Here is a 16874-nt window from a genome sequence, read left to right on the forward strand (position 1 = left end):
AAACTTTTAAAAGCTTAAGCTGAGTCATAGAAAACGCATCCATCCTTTACGGAATTATGGGCTGTTATGAGCGTCAGATCTCAATCGACCCGCTGGCTAGAAACTCATTGGGTGAATCCTGCTTATATCGGCTGGATATTGGGCGCACTTGCCTTGTTCTTCTTCATTGCGGCGACCAACACGCTATCAGGCTGGCTCTATGTGATGAGCGGCGTGATTTTTGCTCTGTTGGCGATCGCTGCTACTTTATCAGCCCGCAGCCTCAAAGGAATTGAAGTCGCTCGCCGCCCTATCTACCCAGTCAGCGCTGGCGACGATATCACGGTGGAATTGCTGATTCAAAACACGATGCCCCAATCTAAAAACCTGCTGCAAGTCTCTGACTTCATTCCTCATCGGTTGGGCGAACCTGTCGTCAAAGTGATGGAGAGCTTGAGTTCTAATGCGACTCAATATTGGGTTTATCAGCATCCGACTCAGCGACGGGGCGTTTATCGCTGGCAAACAGTGCGGATTAGATCGGCGGCTCCTCTAGGCTTATTTTGGCGACGACAGGGTTATGAGATTGGGGCAACGGCGATCGTCTATCCGACGGTTCTCCCTCTAACTCGTTGCCCGTTGATTGACGAAATGGGACGAGAATCAAGCTTGCAGTTCAACAGCGATCGACGTGCTAAAACCGCGACTGAAGGATTGACTCGATCGCTGCGTCCCTATCGGTGGGGCGATCCCACTCGTCTGATTCACTGGCGTACGAGTGCCCGCTATGGAGAACTGCGAGTTCGAGAATTAGAATTATTTACCGGAGGTCAAGAACTCGTGGTCTGTCTGGATAGTGCCGCTGTTTGGGAGTCAGAATTGTTTGAGGCAGCCGTGATCGCTGCTGCATCTCTCTATTTTTACGCCGCGCACCAGTCGCTCAATATCCGACTCTGGACAGCCAGCACCGGGCTTCTGCAAGGAGAACAGAGCGTGTTAGAAACCCTGGCGGCGACCTATGCTGGAGAAGACGATCGCGCCATCGCCCTGCCGAACCTGCCTTTAATCTGGCTGACTCAAAACTCTGACAGTCTCAAAACTTTACCTTCAGGAAGTCGCTATGTGTTGTGGTCTCCACAATTCACTGAGAAACGATCGTCCGCGTCTCTAGGATTGGTGATCGGTCAAGAACGATCGCTGCAATCACAGCTTCAAGATTTTCTGACTTAAAATCTATGACAGACGAGCAACCAAAAGAATTTTTGCAGGCGATCGAGCAGTTTAATCAAGGCGATTTCTATACGTGTCACGACACTCTAGAAGCCATCTGGAGCGAAGCCCCTACCTTTGAAAAGAACTTCTATCAGGGAATCCTGCAAGTTGCGGTTGCGCTCTATCACTTGGGCAATCACAACTGGCGCGGAGCCGTCATTCTCTTAGGAGAAGGGCTAAACCGACTGCACCGCTATCAGCCAGACTATAGAGATATCGACCTCGATCGCTTCGTTCTTGAAGGCACCGACTTGCTGACTTCGTTGCAGAAAATAGGAGCCGATCGAGTCAGGGAGGTTGTGTTAGTCCAGTCCCCTCAAAAAGAACCTAACCGCGACGGCAAGGTTATTCTACAGATTCCAATCATCCGGGAAGTGAGCACATCAGTGGAATAATCAGATTAAGTGATCCACGTCAAGACTATTATTTGTAATCTTAGGGAAGACTGGATCATCGCGAAACTTCTCTAAGCAGGAGTCGTCAAATTGAGAAGCCGCGCTAGTCTCTGGCTCTCGACGATCAGCAAGCCAAAGTAAGCGTTATTAAACTATCTAAAATGATATATTCGAGGTCATCTAGAGTTACTTTGCAGAATTGCTCTCTCAAATCTCTTGCCATCGTCACAATGACATTTTTAAAATGCGTTTCCCTCGATCGTTTAGGGCTGGCATTGCTTCTCCCAGTAAGCCTAACGTTAAGCTTGACTGCGCCAAATCTCTCTGCTGATGCAGTGCCAACTCGCACGGCTCAAGCCACTTCTGCGGCACCTGCTCAACCGTTGACCCTGAGAGCCAACAGCACCGAAGCCAACGCTAAAACGGGGGTTGTGGTTGCACGAGGAAATGTCCAAATCAGCTACCCGTCTCGTCAGATTCAAGCAACATCGGCTCAGGCTATCTATTTCAGCAAAGAGCGGCGCATCGTTTTGACGGGTGATGTCTATGTTTTGCAGCAGGGCAATAGTTTGCGAGGCGAAAATATCACTTACCTCGTCGATGAAGGGCGATTTGTGGCTTTGCCTCAAGCCAGCAAGCAGGTTGAAGCGATTTATTTGATTACCGATACGCCTGCGCCTGTTTCGGGTGCTGCTAGCCCGACTCCATTTGGCACCAGCCCACAGTTTCAGTCAAATCCACCGGGTAAGCGATGACTTTCTGACTCGATTCCCTCTGTTGGTTAGTCTGAGGAGTAGGCTGTTGAGGATTGTATTAGACAACATTCATAAGTCTTATGGCGCTCGATCGGTGGTGAATCGGGTCAGTCTTTCTGTGGGTCAGGGCGAAGTGGTTGGGCTGTTGGGTCCAAATGGGGCAGGAAAAACGACGACGTTCTATATTGCAACTGGGTTAGAAAAGCCTGACAGCGGCAAAGTTTGGCTAGACGATCAGGAAGTCACTGCCCTCCCTATCAACAAACGAGCGGCGCTAGGAATCGGCTATCTGGCACAAGAACCCAGCATTTTCCGATATCTCACCGTTCAAGACAATATTCTGCTGGTCTTAGAGCAAACCAAAGTTCCGCGCTGGCAGTGGAACGAGCGGTTAAGTGGGTTGCTCAAAGAATTTCGGTTAGAGAAAGTCGCCTCTACGCTGGGAGTGCAGGTGTCTGGAGGAGAACGTCGGCGCACAGAATTAGCGCGAGCGCTGGCTTCTGGAGTCGAAGGACCAAAGTTTCTGCTGTTAGATGAGCCATTTGCCGGAGTTGACCCGATCGCCGTTGCTGAAATTCAAGAGATTGTGGCTCAACTGCGCGAGCGTGGAATCGGCATTCTGATCACCGATCACAATGTGCGTGAGACACTCGCGATCACCGATCGTGCTTACATCATGCGCGACGGTCAAATTCTTGCTTCTGGCAATGCTGAAGAACTTTACGCAAATCCTTTAGTGCGGCAATATTATCTGGGAGATAATTTTCAGCGTTGATCGGTAGTTTCTAAGCCTTTGGCTCTTTTCTCTCATGTCCTCTGGGTTTTCTCAACCATCTCAGCCACCCTTTCGACCCATTAGCCGACTTGCGTTTTTGTCGGTGATGGATCGCTACATCATCACGCAACTGATTCCGCCGCTGCTATTTGGGGTGGCTGCTTTTTCATCGGTGGTGTCATCAGTCGGAACGCTGTTTGACTTGATTCGCAAAGTCACTCAGTCGGGGTTGCCGTTCTCGATCGCCTTTCAGGTTTTTTTCCTACAACTGCCTTATTTTGTGAGTCTGGCGCTGCCGATGTCGATGCTCTTGTCGGCATTGATGGTCTACAGCCGTCTTTCGACCGACAGCGAACTGATTGCGCTTCGCAGTGCCGGGATTAGCGTCTATCGGCTGATTTTGCCCGCGATCGTGCTCAGTTTGATTGTGACGGGCATAACCTTTGGGCTGAATGAAACGATCGTGCCTGCTGCCACTTATCAAGCTGCTCGCACGCTCGACTCGGCGCTTAAAGAAGGCAAGCCGACCTTTCGAGAAAAAAATATTCTGGTGACGCAATTCAGCAATGGCAAACAGACAAATGGGTCAAGCGATCAGACCCTAGAGCGAATTTTTTATGCCCGTCAATTTGATGGGCGGCAGATGAAAGGCTTGACCGTTCTTGATTTTTCCCAAGGCGGACTCAATCAAATCATCGCGTCAGAGTCAGCCGTTTGGAACCCCAAAGATACTACTTGGGATTTCTTTAATGGCACAATTTATATCGTCGCTCCCGATGGGTCTTATCGCAACATCGTCAAGTTTGCCAAGCAAAAGCTTGAGTTACCTCGCACACCGCTAGATTTAGCAAACCGTAAGCAAGACTCTGCCGAGATGAATATCGCAGAACTGCGAGAGTCGCTCAATATTGTCACTCAAAGCGGCAATGAAAAAGAAGCGCGCAACGTGCGGCTGCGAATTCAGCAAAAACTTGCCTTTCCGTTTGTGTGTTTAGTGTTTGGCTTGACGGGGGCAACGTTGGGCACTCGTCCTCAGCGAGGAGGGAGAGGCACCAGCTTTGCCATTAGCGTCGTGATTATCTTCAGCTATTATTTGCTGTCATTTGTCTGTGACTCTTTGGGGCTGCTAGAAATATTGGCTCCCTATGTCGCGGCTTGGCTCCCGACCGTGTTGGGACTGATCACAGGCGGCTTTTTGCTGGTTCGGGCGGCGCGTTAAGGAACTGGCTCTGCCCGATCGCTGATGCTTCTCAGTCGTTCGATCGACTACAATTCAACTCATCAGGGCTGTTTTGCTAAATCCGCCTCGTCCCCCTGCCCTATCTGAACTATGCGTCGTCAATCGCCTCCCGTCGCTGCTCGATATTTGTTGGCTAGGCTGCGTCCTCTAACCCGACCTGTTTTTTGGGGACCTTCGATCGCGCTAATGTTGGTGGTTTTGTTCACCTGGCAATATTGGATGCGCCCTGAATGGGTGAGCTATTTTGAGGGCGACTCTAGTCTTGATGCAAACAATGGGCTGTCGTCAGAAGATCGCGCGATCGGGGCAGACATTGACACGCTACCGCTATTGTTTAACGACTTCAAATTCTCCTCTAGCCCGACTTCTAAACAGTCTGATCTCGCCAAATCTGCTTCAGCCACTCCTTCTGACTTAGGAAATCTGCCCAAAATTCCTATACCGGGTTCTTTGACGAGCGCTCAATCTCAGCCTTTTGATTTGAGTGGGGCAGGCAGTTTGGGCAATGCTTTTTCTGGAACAATGCAGCAATTTGGGCTACCTGCTGGTGGCTTGACGGGTGACTCGACTCTGAGCCGACAGTCCGCAGTGACTTCGACTCAAACAGATCTGGGTCAGACTGCCCCAAAAACTGGCTCCTCACCTGAAGCGCTAGTGACCTCTACAAACAATCGTTCGCCTCAAGCGCCCTATGGCTTTACGTCAAATGCGCCTGCCCCGATCGAGGGCGCTACCAGTTTGGGCGGGTTTGGCGTGAATGCCGCTTCGACCACAAATCCCTACGCTAATTCCTACACAAGCCTTGTTGAAGGCACGCAGCCTCTCTCTGCGACTACGGCTCCTAGCGTGGTGGCACCATCGATCGCGCCTATTTCACCCCCGTTAGGGCAGTCGTATCTGTCGCCTCAACCTCTCAATTCACCTAGTTTAAACGCGGCTCCTTCTTCTCTAATGCCGCAACAGTCGCAAATTCCAATCAATGATGCCCCGTTCACGGCTCCGCGTCCGATTCCGGGTCGGGTGCTAGGAGGTGGAGAGATTAACACATTCTCGAATCCATGAGAACGGGTTGGAACACTTCTTTTGGAGGACTCACAAAATTGGTGGGAATGAGTCGAGAACTACCTTGTGATGGAGTTAAAGATGTCTTTGGGTAGGCAGACTCAGAACAGTAGGCTGCTAAATTATTCATCACAAGAACAGAATGTGCGATCGACCATGAACCGACGATTGGTAATCTGTCTGATAGGGTGTTTGGGTTTGACGATCGCAGGGTGGGCAGTGTCTCTAGTAGCCGCAACTCCAGAAGAAGCGCTCCGTCGTCCGTTTTCATGCCCAAGTCAATCTGACACTGAGGCAAAAAGCTTTCAAGTGTTAACGACCCGCAAATGGTCAAAGGGCATCGTCGCACTCTATCGAGGAAACTGTGCTGCTTTAAACAAACCGGGAGTTGATCAGCCCCTGCTGAGCTATCGCGTGATGAAGCAAAACGGCATGGAATGGCAACTCAGCGGCAGTGGCAGTTATCCGATGACTATAGAGAAGTCTAAGCCGGGTTCTTTAATTGATTATGGGGTCGGTCACACACGCGGTAAGGGTAACGATCGTCAAACAATCCTCTATGGTCAGGTGCTCTCGCCTCAAGTTTCAGCGATAGAAGTAACGTTTAATAACGGCAAGAGTCTGCGGGATGAAAGCCCTGATGGGCTGTTTGCTCTGGTGGCTTCGGGTGCGACGGGCATCTGTGATATTCGGGCATTTGGCTATGACAATCAGATTTTGCAGCGAGATGAATTGATATCGCCTCGAAAATCTGACGCTCAAGATGGAAACACCTGTCAGCCCATTTCAGGTCAGCTATAGAACTACTGTAGGGACGTTTCATCGAATGTCCCTACTAGCGAAACCCTGGGAGCAATCCGTGGATTTCAACTTCGCTCAACCCACTCAACGAGAGTCGAGGGCTAAACGAAGTCGAAGCACAATCCGTTAGAACTCTAACCGCAATTTCCTAAGGCTTCTCTTAGGAACGTGGATTTATTAAGGTGCAACTTCTCACCCTCACCCTAGCCCTCTCCCCCAGGAGAGGGAACAAGACTCTAACTCCCGTCTCCTGGGGGAGAAGGGTTGGGGAGGGCTTGCCCCACTTCGTGAGGAGGGCAGAAGACGCTCACAAGTCTTACAGGTTATTTAATCCACGATCCCTAGTTGGATTTACACTTCATCTAGTGCTGCGATTCCGGGAAGTTCTTTACCTTCTAACAGCTCTAGACTTGCGCCACCTCCGGTCGAAATGTGGCTCATCTGACTTGCAAGACCGACTTTCTCAACGGCTGCTACCGAGTCACCGCCACCGATGATCGTCGTCGTGCCTTTGGGAGTTAGCTCTGCTAGGGTGTGCGCGATCGCTTCGGTTCCTGCCGCAAACTTATCAAATTCAAACACCCCCATCGGACCATTCCAAATCACGCTCTTGCACTGATTGAGCGCATCTTGGAAGACTTTGATTGAGTCGGGTCCGATGTCTAAGCCCATCCAGCCATCGGGGATATTCTCGATGCTGACGGTTTGAGCGTTGGCATCGGGGGAGAAGCTGTCAGCGACAACGACATCGGTGGGCAGCAGCAACGAAACGCCTCGCTCTTTTGCTTTCGCTTCTAGGGTTTTTGCTAGTTCTAGTTTGTCTTCTTCGACGAGCGATTTGCCTACGTTGAGACCACGAGCTTTATAAAAGGTGAAGATCATGCCGCCGCCCAAGAGCAGATAATCGACTTTATCTAACAGAGTATCGATTACGCCAATTTTGCTGGAAACTTTTGAGCCACCGACGATCGCCGCTAAGGGACGCTGAGGATTCTCGATCGCGTTTTGCAAATACTGCAATTCTTTTTCAACGAGCAATCCTGCGACTGAAGGCTTCAGGTAGTGAGTTACCCCTTCGGTTGAAGCGTGGGCGCGGTGAGCGGTACCAAACGCATCGTTGACGTAAAGATCGGCGATCGAGGCTAACTTTTTCGCAAATTCTGAGTCGTTCTTTTCTTCTTCTGGGTGAAATCGGACGTTTTCTAGCAGGATCACGTCTCCGTTAGTCATCGCGCTGACTTTGGCAGCGACTTCATCGCCAATGCAATCATCGCACTTGACGACAGACTGACCCAACACTTCAGACAGGCGTTTTGCCACTGGAGTTAGACGCAGCTTTTCGTCAACTCCTTTAGGGCGACCAAAGTGACTGCACAAAATCACTTTTGCCCCTTTCGAGGTCAAATTTTGAATCGTTGGCAGCGCGGCTCTAATTCGCGTATCGTCAGTGATGTTGCCCTGATCATCGACAGGCACATTAAAATCAGCCCGAACTAAAACGCGCTTTCCTTTCAAATCAGAGGATGATAAATCGTTTACAGTCTTCTTGGACACAGAACCAGGCTCCTAATAAGTCTTTCTACTCATTCTTATTTTCCATGAAAGTGTCCTGATGTCGATCGCGAATTCAATCTAATGCGTTAAGTTCAAAATCATGGGGCAAATCGGGAACGGATAAAGGCTTCATCCTCATTCATAATCTTTTTTACAGCATGGAGATCTTATGTTTAAAACTGTTCTATTTCCAGTCGATCGAAGTCAAGAGTCGCGGCAGGCGGCTGAAACCGTTGCCACTCTGGTTAAAACTCATCAGAGCCGTTTGATTATTCTGTCGGTCGTCGAGCCTCGTGAAGCTGATGCCCCTGCTGCAGATGCGATGGCATCACCAGAGGCAGTCGCTGAGTTGCTGCAAAATGCCAAAAAGATGTTTTCTCAACAGGGTATTGAGGCTGAGATTTTAGAGCGCGAAGGCAAACCTGCATTTACGATCTGCGATGTGGCTGATGATATTGCTGCGGATTTGATTATCATGGGCTGTCGAGGATTGGGACTCACCCACGAGGGCACGGACGAAAGCGTCACGAATCGGGTGATTAGCTTATCGCCCTGTCCGGTGCTGGTGGTTCCATAGATTTCGAGGTGGTTCCATAGATTTCAAACAGATCCCCAGATTCTTTAAGGAGCCTAGCGTGCACACACCAGTGGATTGACCTGTCATTGCCAAAATCTTTCGCTCCCCAAATCCCCCAATCTGGGGGACTATGAGGTAAACAGAGGTTCAAAAGTGTGCTATGGCTCCAGTTCAAAGTCCCCCAATTTTGGGGGATTTGGGGGGCACCAGCCGACTGAACCGAATCGATGTCTTCGGCACAGGCAAGTCTGGCAACGATTTGGGTGCATACGGTAGATTCCTTTAAAAAGCTGGGGAGGGTTAACCGCTCAGACTCTTGCCTGCTGATTAGACGGCGGCTCTAGGTTAAACAAGACGGTCAGCGTCTGCATGGCTTGACGACGCACCTCGATATCCTGCTGTGCCCTCAATTGCACCATCGGATCGTGCAAAATCTTGTTGACGATTCCGCGAGTCAGCGCTTCGATCACATCTTTGTGGCGATCGCCAAATTCATTGCCCAATCGTGACAGCGCTTTCTCTAATTCTTGGGCGCGAATGGTTTCGACTTTATCTCGCAGACTGCTGATGGTTGAGACGGTTTCGAGCGATCGTAGCCACAGTTCAAAGGAGTCGATCTCTTCATCGAGCAGCAGTTCAGCTTCCATTGCCATTTGGCGGCGACTTTCTTGGTTTTGGGCAACGACGGCTTTGAGATCATCCACATTAAAGACTTGGACGTGGGGCAGCTCGTTCACATTCGCATCTACGTTGCGCGGAACGGCGATGTCAATCAACATCAAATGCTGATTTGGCTGCAACACCATCTCTAGTTTTGCACCGTCCAGAATCGGCTCGGTGGCAGACGTGCTGGTGAAAATAATATCGGAATCAGCGATCGTGGGCATCATCTCCGACATCAGACCGAGATGCAGCGTTGCGTCGGGGAATAGTTTGGCTAACTCGTGGGCGCGCTCGATCGTGCGGTTCAAAATCGTAATGTGAGTGGCACCTTTCGAGAGCAAATGCTGAACCAACAGTCGAGACATCTTGCCTGCGCCTAAAATCAAGACACGACAGGCAGCTAAATTTTGGGCTTTGATCTGCGCTAATTCGACGGCTGCCGAGCTAATGGAAACGGCTCCGGTGCCAATGCTGGTCTCAGTGCGAACGCGCTTTCCGGCGGTGATTCCCTGCTTGAAGAGTTGATTGAGAATCCGTCCTACGCCGTTGTGCTGTTGACCAAGCTTGTGACACTGTTTCACCTGAGCGAGGATTTGTCCTTCCCCTAGAACTAAGCTGTCTAACCCGGCTGAGACGCGCATCAAGTGCATAACGGCATCTTGGTGCAGCAGCGTGAAGAGATATTGACGCAAATAGATTGTGGGCAGTTTGCTGTGCTCTGAGAGAAACTGAATCACTTCGCGAATGCCCTGCTCAGTGTCAGGGGTGACGATATAGATCTCTAACCGATTGCAGGTGCTGAGAACGGCGACCTCTTCGAGATGAGGATAGCTGCATAACTCGGCGATCGCTTTGTCATAAACAGGTTCGGGAATGCTTAATTTTTCGCGAACTTCAACGGGGGCGGTTTTATGACTCAGCCCCACGACGGCAATATTCATCTTAAATCCACTCTAAATGACGAGGCTAAACGCAATGAGTTTGAAAATTTAATGGGTGAAAAATAACCGATAGGTAGTGAATAGCAGCGGGTTCTACTATTCACTACGTTCTTAAAGCCTAGTGCAGTTGCACCAATTTGGGTTGTCCAGTCATGTGAATGGTATCGACAAAGCGAGCCGTCTGAGACTTGTTGGAGATGACCAGAGACTGAGTTCTTGCGCCGCCTTTAAAGAAGCGCACTCCCTCCATCAAGTTGCCTGGGGTGATGCCGCAGCCTGCAAATAGCACCGTGTCACCCGATGCGAGTTCAGACGCGTCATAGACCTTATCGGGGTCAGTGATGCCCATGCTCTTGAGGCGATCGATATTAGCTTCTTTGCTTTCGCCGATCAGACCTGTCTTTACCACTTCTGGATCATAGATCAGTTGCCCTTGGAAGTGCCCGCCCATTGCCCGCATTGCAGCGGCTGAGATCACGCCTTCAGGAGCCGCGCCGATGCCCATTAGCGCGTGAATGTTGGTGCCTGCAAAGCCGCAGGAGATGGCAGCGCCTACGTCACCATCGCTGATCAGTTGGACTCTGGCACCTGCTTCCCGGATTTCGGCAATTAGCCCATTGTGGCGTTCGCGCTTCATGACGACGATGACGAGTTCTTCGATCGCGCGATCTAAGCACTCAGACAAAATCTTTAAGTTCTCAGTGGCAGACTTGTTGATGTCAACTTTGCCTTTAGCAGCCGGAGGAGCCGCGATTTTCTTCATATAGAAGTCGGGGGCTGCAAACAGACCGCCTTTCTCGGAGATTGCCAGCACTGCCATTGAGCCAGGTTGACCATAGGCGCAAAGGTTAGTGCCTTCGCAGGGGTCAACGGCGATGTCAATCTCGACTAGCTCGTCAGGGTTGCAGAAGTTTTTGGCATCGGGCTGGGTGCAAACCCCAACTTCTTCGCCGATGTAGAGCATCGGAGCGTCGTCGCGCTCTCCTTCTCCAATCACGATCCGACCCCGCATATGGATTTTGTTCATTCGCTCCCGCATGGCTTCAACTGCCACATGGTCAGCCATGTTTTTATCGCCTTTTCCCATCCAGCGAGCGGAGGCGATCGCAGCCTGCTCTACTACTTCAATAATCTCTAAGCCCAGCGTGTTTTCCACGAAGTAAGTCCTCCAACTGCTGATTTTGCGCTACTTCAAAAGCGCTCTCAGTTTACAAGTCTACCAAAAGGGGGTTATGCCTTCTTGTTTGCAACCGTATTAAGTTTTGCGATGAATTCATTAAGAGGAGATCTGTCTGAAGAGGAAGCCCGATCGGGGTGATGAGGGCTAGGTTGAGATCAAGGATTCCAGAGTCCGATTTAAGTCGATATAAATCAGGAAAATAAGCAGATGACTTCAGAAACCAGCGTCGATCGTGCGAATCAGATTCAAGAATTGACGGAACAAGCACAGACTGCATGTGCGACAACCGGGGCGGCATCTAGTGAATGTATTGATGCTTGGACGGCGGTTGAAGCGGCTCAATTAGAGAGTTCTAGCCCTCAAACTGATAAACGATCGAGCCTCGATCGCTATTGTGCCGATAGCCCTGATGCGGCTGAGTGTCGAATTTTCGACGTGTAGATAACCGATAATGAGTCAGCGATCGCCAGAACTTCGATTCATCTAGACTGGCGATCGCTGACTGACATGGTGGATTTATTTCTCTGGTTAGCGGCGGCTTGGATTGGTGGAACGGCGGCAATTTTGGGAAGTTTGATGACGATCGGATGTCTACTTCTCTGGCTGGTTCCTGATCGATCTGAAGACTGGCGAAATCGATTAAAGCTGTTGGGATTTTCGGTAGGAATGGCGATCGTGGGGTTTATCGTTCTGTCATTTCGTCTTGCCGTTCCCCATATCAGTTGAGTTTTTTAGACGGGCTGGATTTGTTCCTACCGTCTTTTCGTTTTTAAAGTTGTGGTTCATGCAAGCAGAGAAACCTTCCAAACTGGGTTTTGCTTGTACAATTGCTCAAAATCATTAGATAAATATCTAGAACATTTGTTCTGACTGTGGTATCACTGTAGGAATTGGCTCATTTCCATTCACAACGCTTTTTTCGAGATACGCTAAACACTCACTTTTCGGTCAGAACAGCCTGTGTACGTCAAGCGCGTCGAACTGACTAACTTCAAATCTTTTGGTGGCACGACTCCGATTCCGTTGTTGCCGGGGTTTACTGTGATTTCGGGTCCTAACGGCTCTGGTAAATCTAATTTGCTGGACGCATTGCTGTTTTGCTTGGGCTTGGCAGGGTCTAAAGGAATGCGGGCAGAACGCCTTCCCGATTTGGTCAATCACACTCAAAGCACACGCGGACGATCGACCGTTGAAGCCTCTGTCACCACCACGTTTGATCTCTCTGACGAACTCGATTTGCTGAATACACTGGGCAAACCTGAAGGCAAAGAAGTCGAATTAGAATCTAATCAGAACGGACACGCGAATGGGAATAGCAACGGTGCAGGTAAAACTCCTAACACCGAATGGAGCGTGACTCGAAAGCTGCGGGTGACACAGCAAGGCACTTACACATCCAATTATTTTATTAATGGCGAATCCTGCACTCTGACTGAGCTACACGAGCAGTTAAACCGACTTCGGGTGTATCCAGAAGGCTATAACGTCGTGCTGCAAGGAGACGTGACGCGGATCATTTCGATGAACGGACGCGAACGGCGAGAAATCATTGATGAGTTGGCTGGGGTGGCATCGTTCGATCGCAAGATCAACCAAGCCAAAGACAAGCTCGACGCGGTAAAAGAGCGAGAAGACAAATATCACATCGTCGAAAAAGAATTAATCGATCAGCGCGATCGTCTCGCCCAAGATCGCATTAAAGCCGAGAAATATCAAAAGCTTCGCGCCGAACTGCAAGCCAAAGAACAGTGGGAAGTCGTGATTCGCTATCGGCAAGCGGCTCGAAGCGCCGAGCAATTGCAGGCGCAGATTCGGACGGGTGAAACCGAGATCGTCGAGTTGACCACGCAAATTGCCGCGATCGCCACCGAAATCGAGACCACTTCCGTCGAATTAGAAAAACTCAACGCTCACGTTCGGTCTTTAGGCGAAGAAGAACAGATTGCGATTCAATCCACACTTGCGACTCGCGAGGCAGAACTTCGTCAACTCCAGCGACAGGAAAAAGATCTGCAAGCTGCCAGCCAAAGTTTGGTGGAGAACTTGGCACGATCGCAGCAAGACATTCACGAACAAACCCAAACGCTGACCGCCTTAACCCAAGAACAGCAAACGGTAGAGACTCGCGATCTTGCGTCAATGCGACATCAGCGTGGCGAAGCCAAACAAACTTTAGAAGCCAGTCGCGAAGCCGCCAATGCGTCTGCTGCCAGCGCTGAAGCTTGGGTGCAAGAACAAACCGATTTGCGTCGTCGCCTCGATACGTTATTGACCAATCTGGAGCCAAAACGCACCGAGCAAGCCCAACTGCGAGAACGTGCCAGCCAACTCGATCGCCAGATTCAAGAACAGACGCGATCGCAGCAAACCTTCCACCACCAACTCGCCGAAAAGCAAGCCGAACAGACTCAATTCGCCACGGCTCTAGAGCAGACCACGACTCGAATTCAGTCTCTCGCGCAAGCGGTGTCTGCTGCCGAGCAAGAAGCCCAGATTCAGAAAGAGACGCAAACCCGCCTATTGAGTGAGCAGCGAAACAAACAGCGCACCTTAGACAAGCTAGAGGCACAATCTCAGGCGATTCAAGAAGCGCAGGGCACTCATGCAACGCAAGTCATTCTCAAAATGGGACTGTCAGGCGTGCATGGACTCGTCGCCCAACTCGGACGCGTGGAACCTCGCTATCAAACCGCCTTAGAAACGGCTGCTGGAGGTCGATTAGGGCAACTGGTTGTAGACGATGACGCGATCGCCGCCGCCGCGATCGAGATTCTCAAACAAAAGCGCGCTGGACGAGCCACGTTTCTGCCGCTCAACAAAATCAGAGCCGGAAGACCTCCCTCAGCTAGCACCTTGCGATCGATGGGTGGCTGTGTTGACTTTGCCATTAATTTAATCGAGTGCGACGATCGCTATTGGGAAGTCTTTTCCTATGTGTTTGGTAGCACCGTGGTCTTTCAGGCGATGAGTGACGCGCGACGCTATATCGGGCAATATCGCATCGTGACGCTTGACGGAGAACTGCTTGAGCAGAGCGGAGCCATGACGGGCGGCAGTTCTGGCGGTCGATCGCCGATTCGGTTCGGCACGGTGGACGCAGGCGAATCTGCTGAAATTACGGCTTTAAGAGAACGGCTGCGAGTCATCGACACGATTCTATTTCGGTGTGAAGATGCGTTGACGAAGGCGACGATCGCCCACCAAAAAGCCATGCAGCAACTCACCGAAGCGCGTCAGCAGCATCGAGAACTGCAACTCAAATCGGAGCAGATTCAAACCGAAATTCAGCGATTAGAGAATCAACAGTCTCAAGTTGGTCAACAGCTTCAAAAAAGCTCTCAAGAACTGACCACGGCTCAAACTCGCCTACACATTCTAGAGACTGAGATTCCGGCTCAAGACGCGCAACTAGAGCAACTGCGTCAAACGTTAGCGGATTTGGAGCAGTCTCAGACTCACAGTGAGTGGCAGCAGATTCAAGTCAGAATCCGATCGCTGGAATCCGATCTCAGTCAAAAAGAATTAGCACTGCGAACGATCGAGCAACGACTTCTAGAATTAGCCAACCAGCGTCAACGCCTTGAGGAAAAAATTCAGCAAGGTCAGGCGCGAATTCAGGACTATCGCACTCAGCAAACCGGACAGCTTCAGGAGCAATCCGCCCTCAGCGCTCAACAGTTGGAGGTCAGCAACCAAATCGCCCAACTGCAATCTGCCCTCGCCGAACTCGAAAAAACTCTGGGATCAGAGCGACAACAGCGCGATCGCGTCGATCGACAACTGCGAGACTTGCAAAGCCGTCAACAGCAGCTTGACTGGCAGCGCGGCAAAGTTCAAGAAACCCAACTCACTCGTCGCACCGAGGTTGCCGTCCTGCAAGAACAACTCACCGCCCAACGAGCCGAACTTCCCGACCCACTGCCAGAGATTCCTGACACGGCTACTCAGGATTTGTCTCAACTTCAGCACGAACTGCGATCGCTGCAAAAACGCCTTCAGGCAATGGAGCCTGTAAATATGCTGGCGTTAGAAGAATACGATCGCACCCAAGCCCGACTCGAAGAACTGACCGAGAAGCTAGAAACCCTGCAAGAAGAACGCACCGAATTACTTCTGCGGATCGAAAACTTTACGACGCTGCGGCAACGGGCATTCAAAGAGGCATACGATGTCGTGGACGTTAACTTCCAGTCGATTTTTGCCACGCTCTCGGATGGAGACGGACACCTCCAGCTTGAAGACCCCCAAGATCCATTCAACGGCGGCTTAAACTTGGTGGCTCACCCCAAAGGCAAGCCTGTCCAGCGCTTGGCATCCATGTCAGGAGGCGAAAAATCCTTAACCGCACTCAGCTTCATCTTTGCCCTTCAGCGCTATCGCCCGTCGCCGTTTTACGCTTTTGACGAGGTTGATATGTTTCTGGATGGGGCAAACGTAGAGCGATTAGCTAGAATGATCAAGCAACAGGCACAAGAGGCGCAATTTATTGTCGTCAGCTTGCGTCGTCCGATGATTGAATCTGCTGAAAGAACGATTGGCGTGACTCAAGCGCGAGGCGCATATACCCAAGTTCTGGGGATAAAGCTGCCCCAAAGTGCCTCTGTATGATTTGATATTTACAGCATTTGCACGAATAGGATTCGGGACCCAATGACAGAAGAATTTCGCCAACGCTCCGATCTCCTTGGAACACAGGTCATCACTCGCACTACAGGCAAACGGCTTGGAGTGATCAGTCAACTGTGGGTCGATGTCGATCGTCAAGAAGTCGTAGCTCTGAGCATCCGCCCGAATCTCTTTTACGGCACTCCTCAACCGATGATGCTGTCGAGCATTCGGCAAGTCGGCGATGTGATCTTAGTCGATGACGAAAACGCACTCGAAGATGTCGATCTCGACCGCTACAGCAGCTTGATTAACAGCGAAGTGATCACCGAAACAGGCGAATTGCTCGGCAAAGTTCGCGGGTTTCGTCTCAACATCGATAGCGGCAAAGTCGATACGCTGACCATTGCCTCGATCGGGCTACCCCTGATCCCCGATCAAATTGTCAGCACTTATGAGCTTCCGATCGACGAGATTGTCAGCAGTGGACCCGATCGTCTGATCGTCTATGAAGGGGCTGAAGAGCGAATGAGCCAAGTCAGCGTCGGCATTCTAGAGCGTCTTGGCATCGGCAAACCACCGTGGGAGCGCGACGAGTCAGAACAATATCTCGCCCCGATTCGCACCGAAAACCAATTGCCCTCTGGCGTTCGGACTCCGATTCAAACCCAAGTGCGTCAGCCCGTCGAAGAAACCTGGAATGAAGACAATTGGGATGAGCCAGAACCCTTGCCGTTGCGCCAAGAGGTTCCTCGTCGCAAAGCCGAAATGTATTATGCAGAGGAAGAGGAAGACAACTGGAGTGCGGCGACCTCACGCGATAGCTACGACGAGGAAGAATATGACGAAGACTATGACGACGAAGATGATTATGTGACCGAGGCTGAGTTTGAAGAGGTGAGAGAACCCGAAGTTAAATTCGACGACCCGGGAGAAGATCCCTGGAAAGACGAAGACGCGGAGCCTTACACACCTCAAGAACTCAAGATTCCTGAGAAGGTCAAGCAGCCTGAGTATGAGGAAGAAGGCTACTAACCTTTTCTAGGGGAAGATTCTTTAAGTGAGGAGATTTTTC

At 50.7% G+C, this 16874-nt stretch carries 16 protein-coding genes; 13 read left to right on the forward strand and 3 right to left on the reverse strand.

Features of this window, described 5'->3' with window-relative positions:
- Positions 1 to 66 precede the first annotated feature (66 nt).
- From A8707_RS02995 to A8707_RS03025, 7 genes are all read left to right on the forward strand, one after another.
- Entirely contained in the window at positions 67 to 1209 is a 1143-nt protein-coding gene (locus A8707_RS02995) for a DUF58 domain-containing protein (RefSeq protein WP_068814978.1), read from the forward strand.
- A 5-nt stretch (positions 1210 to 1214) separates the two neighbouring features.
- Entirely contained in the window at positions 1215 to 1646 is a 432-nt protein-coding gene (locus A8707_RS03000) for a DUF309 domain-containing protein (protein WP_068814979.1), read from the forward strand.
- A gap of 230 nt (positions 1647 to 1876) precedes the next feature.
- Entirely contained in the window at positions 1877 to 2401 is a 525-nt protein-coding gene (locus tag A8707_RS03005) for an LptA/OstA family protein (RefSeq protein WP_068814983.1), read from the forward strand.
- A gap of 46 nt (positions 2402 to 2447) precedes the next feature.
- On the forward strand, positions 2448 to 3176 hold the full coding sequence (gene lptB / locus A8707_RS03010; RefSeq protein ID WP_068814984.1) for an LPS export ABC transporter ATP-binding protein: 729 nt from the start codon (positions 2448 to 2450) through the stop codon (positions 3174 to 3176).
- Between the two features lie 34 nt (positions 3177 to 3210).
- Complete coding sequence (locus A8707_RS03015; RefSeq protein WP_068814985.1) at positions 3211 to 4395, forward strand: LptF/LptG family permease; 1185 nt, start codon at positions 3211 to 3213, stop codon at positions 4393 to 4395.
- Positions 4396 to 4506: 111 nt separating this feature from the next.
- A complete protein-coding gene (locus tag A8707_RS03020) occupies positions 4507 to 5478 on the forward strand; it encodes a hypothetical protein (protein ID WP_068814986.1) in 972 nt (323 codons plus the stop codon).
- Positions 5479 to 5634: 156 nt separating this feature from the next.
- Positions 5635 to 6279, forward strand: a complete 645-nt coding sequence (locus A8707_RS03025; RefSeq protein WP_156518325.1) for a hypothetical protein — start codon at positions 5635 to 5637, stop codon at positions 6277 to 6279.
- 351 nt (positions 6280 to 6630) lie between these two features.
- Here the strand turns inward: A8707_RS03025 and A8707_RS03030 are convergent, their stop codons facing one another.
- Positions 6631 to 7833 (reverse strand): phosphoglycerate kinase, encoded by a 1203-nt coding sequence (locus tag A8707_RS03030; RefSeq protein WP_068814989.1) that lies wholly within the window; start codon positions 7831 to 7833, stop codon positions 6631 to 6633.
- Between the two features lie 169 nt (positions 7834 to 8002).
- On the opposite strand from A8707_RS03030, the gene A8707_RS03035 reads away from it, so the two are divergent.
- Both A8707_RS03035 and A8707_RS30125 read left to right on the forward strand, forming a co-directional pair.
- The gene (locus tag A8707_RS03035) at positions 8003 to 8410 is read left to right on the forward strand and encodes a universal stress protein (protein WP_068814991.1); all 408 of its coding nucleotides are present in this window, start codon (positions 8003 to 8005) and stop codon (positions 8408 to 8410) included.
- A 160-nt stretch (positions 8411 to 8570) separates the two neighbouring features.
- Positions 8571 to 8696 (forward strand): hypothetical protein, encoded by a 126-nt coding sequence (locus tag A8707_RS30125; protein ID WP_269452655.1) that lies wholly within the window; start codon positions 8571 to 8573, stop codon positions 8694 to 8696.
- 22 nt (positions 8697 to 8718) lie between these two features.
- Here the strand turns inward: A8707_RS30125 and A8707_RS03040 are convergent, their stop codons facing one another.
- Together A8707_RS03040 and glpX are read right to left on the reverse strand one after the other, a co-directional pair.
- Positions 8719 to 10014, reverse strand: coding sequence for a glutamyl-tRNA reductase (locus A8707_RS03040; protein WP_068814993.1), 1296 nt, complete (start codon positions 10012 to 10014; stop codon positions 8719 to 8721).
- Positions 10015 to 10132: 118 nt separating this feature from the next.
- Positions 10133 to 11170, reverse strand: a complete 1038-nt coding sequence (gene glpX, locus A8707_RS03045) for a class II fructose-bisphosphatase (RefSeq protein ID WP_068814995.1) — start codon at positions 11168 to 11170, stop codon at positions 10133 to 10135.
- A 231-nt stretch (positions 11171 to 11401) separates the two neighbouring features.
- Between glpX and A8707_RS03050 the strand changes: the two genes are divergently transcribed.
- The 4 genes from A8707_RS03050 to A8707_RS03065 all read left to right on the forward strand — a co-directional run bounded on the left by A8707_RS03050 (position 11402) and on the right by A8707_RS03065 (position 16834).
- Positions 11402 to 11635, forward strand: a complete 234-nt coding sequence (locus A8707_RS03050; RefSeq protein ID WP_068814996.1) for a Calvin cycle protein CP12 — start codon at positions 11402 to 11404, stop codon at positions 11633 to 11635.
- Positions 11636 to 11701: 66 nt separating this feature from the next.
- Entirely contained in the window at positions 11702 to 11920 is a 219-nt protein-coding gene (locus tag A8707_RS03055) for a hypothetical protein (protein ID WP_068814998.1), read from the forward strand.
- Positions 11921 to 12154: 234 nt separating this feature from the next.
- The gene (gene smc / locus A8707_RS03060) at positions 12155 to 15802 is read left to right on the forward strand and encodes a chromosome segregation protein SMC (RefSeq protein ID WP_068815002.1); all 3648 of its coding nucleotides are present in this window, start codon (positions 12155 to 12157) and stop codon (positions 15800 to 15802) included.
- Between the two features lie 42 nt (positions 15803 to 15844).
- Positions 15845 to 16834, forward strand: a complete 990-nt coding sequence (locus tag A8707_RS03065) for a PRC-barrel domain-containing protein (RefSeq protein WP_068815004.1) — start codon at positions 15845 to 15847, stop codon at positions 16832 to 16834.
- The last annotated feature ends 40 nt before the right edge of the window (positions 16835 to 16874 follow it).

This window comes from Phormidesmis priestleyi BC1401 (assembly GCF_001650195.1).
GTDB lineage: Bacteria > Cyanobacteriota > Cyanobacteriia > Leptolyngbyales > Leptolyngbyaceae > Phormidesmis_A > Phormidesmis_A priestleyi_B.

Coding starts and splice junctions, on each gene's coding strand:
- A8707_RS03040 (WP_068814993.1), bottom strand. CDS start 10,014: ATGAATATTGCCGTCGTGGGGCTGAGTCATAAAACCGCCCCCGTTGAA.
- A8707_RS03020 (WP_068814986.1), top strand. CDS start 4,507: ATGCGTCGTCAATCGCCTCCCGTCGCTGCTCGATATTTGTTGGCTAGG.
- A8707_RS03035 (WP_068814991.1), top strand. CDS start 8,003: ATGTTTAAAACTGTTCTATTTCCAGTCGATCGAAGTCAAGAGTCGCGG.
- A8707_RS03000 (WP_068814979.1), top strand. CDS start 1,215: ATGACAGACGAGCAACCAAAAGAATTTTTGCAGGCGATCGAGCAGTTT.
- A8707_RS03055 (WP_068814998.1), top strand. CDS start 11,702: ATGGTGGATTTATTTCTCTGGTTAGCGGCGGCTTGGATTGGTGGAACG.
- A8707_RS03025 (WP_156518325.1), top strand. CDS start 5,635: ATGAACCGACGATTGGTAATCTGTCTGATAGGGTGTTTGGGTTTGACG.
- A8707_RS03015 (WP_068814985.1), top strand. CDS start 3,211: ATGTCCTCTGGGTTTTCTCAACCATCTCAGCCACCCTTTCGACCCATT.
- A8707_RS03065 (WP_068815004.1), top strand. CDS start 15,845: ATGACAGAAGAATTTCGCCAACGCTCCGATCTCCTTGGAACACAGGTC.
- A8707_RS03050 (WP_068814996.1), top strand. CDS start 11,402: ATGACTTCAGAAACCAGCGTCGATCGTGCGAATCAGATTCAAGAATTG.
- A8707_RS30125 (WP_269452655.1), top strand. CDS start 8,571: ATGGCTCCAGTTCAAAGTCCCCCAATTTTGGGGGATTTGGGGGGCACC.
- A8707_RS03005 (WP_068814983.1), top strand. CDS start 1,877: ATGACATTTTTAAAATGCGTTTCCCTCGATCGTTTAGGGCTGGCATTG.
- A8707_RS02995 (WP_068814978.1), top strand. CDS start 67: ATGAGCGTCAGATCTCAATCGACCCGCTGGCTAGAAACTCATTGGGTG.